At 65.5% G+C, this 6023-nt stretch carries 1 protein-coding gene; it reads left to right on the top strand.

Annotated features, from left to right (window positions below):
• The coding region (locus tag CHB97_RS25410) for an autotransporter-associated beta strand repeat-containing protein (protein WP_200820134.1) at positions 1–6023 on the top strand (6023 nt) is incomplete at both ends.

Consider the following 6023-nt stretch of genomic DNA (forward strand, 5'->3'; position numbering starts at 1 on the left):
AATGAGGTGTCCCTGAGCGGGGGGGGCACCATCCGCGCAGATGCCGATGCCACCCTGTCGGGGGTGATCAGTGGCAGCGGGGCGCTGACCAAGGCGGGTGTGAGCACGCTGACGCTGACCGGCACGCAGACCGGCACGGGCGGGATGACGGTTTCGGCCGGCACCCTGGCCGTGGCAGCGGATGCCAATCTGCTGGGCGGTACGCTGACGCTGGATGGCGGTACGCTGACCGTCACGGGCAGCGACGTCACCATCGACAATGCCATTACCCTGGACGTCAATCACGGCACAGTCAGCAATGATAATGGCCTGACCCTGTCGGGGGTGATCAGCGGTGCTGGCAACCTGACCAAGACCGGCACCGGTACCCTGACCCTGTCGGGCAGCAACAGCTATGGCGGCAGCACCACCGTGCGGGATGGTGCCCTGTCGGTTGGGGCGGATGCCAATCTGGGGACGGGGGCGCTGACGCTGAATGGCGGCACGCTCTCTGTCACCGGGTCAACGACCATCGACAATGCGCTCAGCCTGGTCAGCGATGGCGGCACAGTCAGCCATGCCAATGCCCTGACCCTGTCGGGCGTAATCTCCGGCGATGGCAACCTCACCAAGACCGGCACCGGCACGCTGACCCTGTCGGGTACCAACAGCTATAGCGGCAGCACCACCGTGCGGGATGGTGCCCTGTTGGTTGCGGCGGATGCCAATCTGGGGACGGGGGCGCTGACGCTGAATGGCGGTACCCTGACCGTCACGGGCAGCGACGTCACCATCGACAATGCCATTACCCTGGACGTCAATCACGGCACAGTCAGCAATGCCAATGCCCTGACCCTGTCGGGGGTGATCTCCGGCGATGGCAACCTGACCAAGACGGGCACCGGTACCCTGACCCTGTCGGGCAATAACAGCTATGGCGGCAGCACCACCGTGCGGGATGGTGCCCTGTCGGTTGCGGCGGATGCCAATCTGGGGACGGGGGCGCTGACGCTGAATGGCGGCACGCTGACCGTCACGGGCAGCGACGTCACCATCGACAATGCCATTACCCTGGACGTCAATCACGGCACAGTCAGCAATGCCAATGCCCTGACCCTGTCGGGGGTGATCAGCGGTGCTGGCAACCTCACCAAGACCGGCAGCGGTACCCTGACCCTGTCGGGCAGCAACAGCTATGGCGGCAGCACCACCGTGCGGGATGGTGCCCTGTCGGTTGGGGCGGATGCCAATCTGGGGACGGGGGCGCTGACGCTGAATGGCGGCACGCTGACCGTCACGGGCAGCGGCGTCACGATCGACAATGCCATTACCCTGGACGTCAATCACGGCACAGTCAGCCATGATAATGCCCTGACCCTGTCGGGGGTGATCAGCGGTGCTGGCAATCTGACCAAGACCGGCACCGGTACCCTGACCCTGTCGGGCAGCAACAGCTATGGCGGCAGCACCACCGTGCGGGATGGTGCCCTGTCGGTTGGGGCGGATGCCAATCTGGGGACGGGGGCGCTGACGCTGAATGGCGGCACGCTGACCGTCACGGGCAGCGGCGTCACCATCGACAATGCCATTACCCTGGACGTCAATCACGGCACAGTCAGCCATGCCAATGCCCTGACCCTGTCGGGGGTGATCAGCGGTGCTGGCAATCTGACCAAGACCGGCACCGGTACCCTGACCCTGTCGGGCACCAACAGCTATGGCGGCGCCACCAGCATCAGCAACGGCACCCTGGTGGTGACGGGTGCGCTGGCCGGCACGTCGGGCGTGACCGTCAGCACGGGCGCCAGCCTGGCGGGCAGCGGCACCATCTTTGCCGCCAATTCCAGCAACAGCGTCACCGTGAACCAGGGGGCCACCCTGGCACCGGGCGTGGCGGGAACCAATGGCGGCGTCGGCCGGTTGACCATCCAGGGCAATCTGGCGCTCAACGGCACGCTGGCCCTGGATGTGGCCGGTGCCAGCGCCGGTACCGGCCATGATCAGGTCGCCATCAACGGAACCCTGACCCTGGGCCAGACCAGCGGCCTGGATATCGCCTACAGCCTGACCGGTTCGGCCGGAACCGGCCTGATCATCATCGACAATCAGGCCGCCGGCGCCACCCTTGGCACCATCGGCGGCACGGTCGTCGAACAGGGCCCCTTGACCAGCAACGCACAACAGTACCGGGTCAGCTATGTGGCAGGCACGGGCAATGATCTGTCCATCCGCACCAATCAGGACCCCACCGTTTCCGCCAACCCGACCCTGAGCGGGACAGAGGATACGGTGCTGACCATCAGCAAGGCGGCATTGAACTATGCCGATGCCGATGGTGATGCGCTCACCTCCATCACCATCATCAGCCTGCCGAGTGCCGGCACCCTGTTCCTGGATGCCAATGGGGATGGGCTTGTCGATACGGGCGAGACTGTAACGGTCAACCAGACCATTCAGGCTGCCGATCTGGATGCGGGCCGGCTGAAATATCTGCCGCCGCTGAACGGGAACGGCACGGTCGCCAGCTTCCAATATACCGTGTCCGACGGGTCCACCGCGTCGGCTGTGGCCACCGCCACCTTGTCGATGGCGGCTGTCAATGACAGCCCCGTCATCACCGGCACCCCGGGCGGCACCTTTGCCGAATATGTCAGCGACACGCTCAATGGCGGCGACCCCGTGCGGTTCGCCGCCGGCGTCACCGTCGCCGATGTCGATGCCACGAGCTTCAACCAGGGCACGCTGACCGTGCGCCTGGGCAACTGGAAGGTTGCCGATGATGTGCTGGCCATCGGTTCGGGCAGCAATATCGCCTATAACGCCGCCACCGGCGAAGTCAGCCTCAACGGCACCGTGTTCGGCAGCGTGACCTTCACCACCGATACCAGCGGGGCCACCGCCACCCGGATCATGGTGGTGAACCTGAACGCTGCTTCCACGGCGGCGGCCGTCAACGCCCTGCTGGGGGAACTGACCTATCAGAATACGGGGCCCGACGCGACCGACCGCCAGCCGGACAGCAATGATGCCGGCCGGCTGCCGAACCGGAGCGTCAGCATCGTGCTGAATGATGGCGGCAATACCGGTACCGGTCTGGGCCAGGCCCAGGTGACCGGCACCATCGCCATCACCCCGCAGAATGACCGGCCGACCGTTACTATCCCCAGCGGCGCCAGCACCTTCCTGGCCGGCCGCGACGCTGTCACGGTTTCGGCGACGCTGAGCGTTGCCGATGCCGACAGCCACCTGCTGACCGGGGCAACCATCACGCTGGACGGCGCCCTGAACGGCACCAGCGAGGCGCTCTCCCTGTCAGCGGATGCGCGAACCGCTGCCGCCAACTATGGCATCACCATCAGCGGTGAAGGCAGCGGTCTGATCACCCTGACCGGCAGCGCCCAGGCCAGTCAGTATCAGGAGGTCTTGCGCGGTATTCAGTACCGCAACAGCGCCGACACGCCCAACAGCGGCAACCGGTCCGTCAGCTTCACGGTTACCGACAGCGGCAATGCCGTCAGTCTGGTGGCCGTCCGCACGGTGGATATCGACACGATCCCCACCGTGCCGGTCAATGCCGGCCTGACCCTGGCAGAAGGCACCAGCGCGGTGATCGGCAGCGATCTGCTGCTGGCCAACGATCTGCAGGACAATGTACCGACGCTGACCTTCACCGTGACCTCCCTGCCGGTCAATGGTGCCCTGCTGCTGAATGGAAATGCCCTCACAGCCGGGGCAACCTTCACCCAGGCCGATATCACGGCGAACCGGCTGACCTATCAGCATAATGGCGGGGAAACCGCCGCTGACAGCATCAGCTTCACCGTGGTGGACAGCCGTGGTGGTACCACCAGCACGCAGACCTTTGCCATTACAGTCACACCGGTGAATGATGCGCCGACCATTGTGACAGCGCCGACCACCATCAGTGTGACAGAAGATGTGGCCACGCCGCTGACCGGCATCAGCTTTGCCGATGTCGATGCCGGCACCGGTACGGTCAGTGTCACCCTGTCGGTCGGGGCGGGCAGCCTGACGGCAACGGATGGCAGCGGGGTCAGCATCACCGGGGCGGACAGCGGCACGCTGACCCTCTCCGGCTCGCTCACCGCCATCAACAGCTTCATCGCCGCCGGCAGCGTCAGCTTCCAGACGGCAGCCAACAGCACGGACGGCCAGACACTGGCCATCACCATCAATGATGGTGGCAATACCGGCACCGGCGGTCCGCTGACCGCCAGCAGCAATGTGGCAATCAATGTCACGGCCGTGAATGACGCCCCCAGCATCACCGCCCCGGACAGCCTGACGGTGACGGAGGATGTGGCCACCGCCCTGACCGGCATCAGCTTCGCCGACGTGGATGCCGGGACCGGAACGGTCACCGTCACCCTTTCCGTCGGCGCGGGCAGCCTGTCTGCGGTCAATAGCGATGGGATTGGCATCACCGGCTCGGGCAGCGGCACGCTGACCTTGTCCGGCGCGCTCAGCGACATCAACAGCTTCATCAATGCCGGTAATGTCCGCTTCCAGACGGCGGCGGACAGCACCGTCAGCCAGACGCTCGCCATCACCATCAACGACGGTGGCAATACCGGTACCGGCGGGCCGTTGTCCGCCAGCAGCAACGTGACGCTCAATGTCACCGCCGTGAATGATGCCCCCGGCATCACTGTGCCGGCCGCCCTCAATGTGACGGAGAATGTGGCCACGCCGCTGACCGGCATCCGCTTCACCGATGTGGATGCTGAGGCCGGAACGGTCACCGTCACCCTCTCCGTCGGGGCGGGCAGCCTCTTGGCAACGGATGGCAGCGGGATCAGCATCACCGGTTCGGGTAGCGGCACGCTGACCCTTTCCGGCGCGCTCAGCGACATCAACAGCTTCGTCAATGCTGGCAATGTCCGCTTCCAGACCGCCACCGACAGCACCGCCAGCCAGACGCTCGCCATCACCATCAATGATGGCGGCAATACCGGTACCGGCGGTCCCCTGACCGCCAGCACCAGCGTGGACATCAATGTCACCGGCGTGAATGCGGCCCCCGGCATCAATGCACCGGGCAGCCTGACGGTAACGGAGGATGTCGCCACCGCCCTGACCGGCATCAGCTTCAGCGATGCTGACGCCGGGACCGGGATCGTCACCGTCACCCTCTCTGTCGGGGCCGGCAGCCTCTCGGCAACGGATGGCAGCGGGATCAGCATCACCGGTTCGGGCAGCGGCACGCTGACCCTTTCCGGATCGCTCAGCGACATCAACAGCTTCGTCAATGCCGGCAGCGTCCGCTTCCAGACCGCTGCCGACAGCACCGCCAGCCAGACACTCGCCATCACCATCAATGATGGCGGCAATACCGGTACCGGCGGGCCGTTGTCCGCCAGCAGCAACGTGACCCTCAATGTCACGGCCGTGAATGATGCGCCCAGCATCAATGCACCGGGCAACCTGACGGTAACGGAGGATGTCGCCACCGCCCTGACCGGCATCAGCTTCAGCGATGTCGATGCCGGGACCGGAACGGTCACCGTCACCCTCTCCGTCGGGGCCGGCAGCCTCTCGGCGACGGGCGGCAATGGTATCGGTGTCACCGGTTCGGGCAGCGGCACGCTGACCCTTTCCGGATCGCTCAGCGACATCAACAGCTTCGTCAATGCCGGCAATGTCCGCTTCCAGACGGCGGCCAACAGCACCGCCAGCCAGACGCTCACCGTCTCCATCGATGATGGCGGCAATACCGGTACCGGCGGTCCCCTGACCGCCAGCACCAGCGTGGACATCAATGTCACCGGCGTGAATGCGGCCCCCGGCATCAATGCACCGGGCAGCCTGACAGTGACGGAGGATGTCGCCACCGCCCTGACCGGCATCAGCTTCAGCGATGCTGACGCCGGGACCGGGATCGTCACCGTCACCCTCTCTGTCGGGGCCGGCAGCCTCTCGGCGACGGGCGGCAATGGTATCGGTGTCACCGGTTCGGGCAGCGGCACGCTGACCCTTTCCGGATCGCTCAGCGACATCAACAGCTTCGTCAATGCTGGCAGCGT

Source organism: Azospirillum sp. RU38E (assembly GCF_900188385.1).
Lineage (GTDB): Bacteria > Pseudomonadota > Alphaproteobacteria > Azospirillales > Azospirillaceae > Niveispirillum.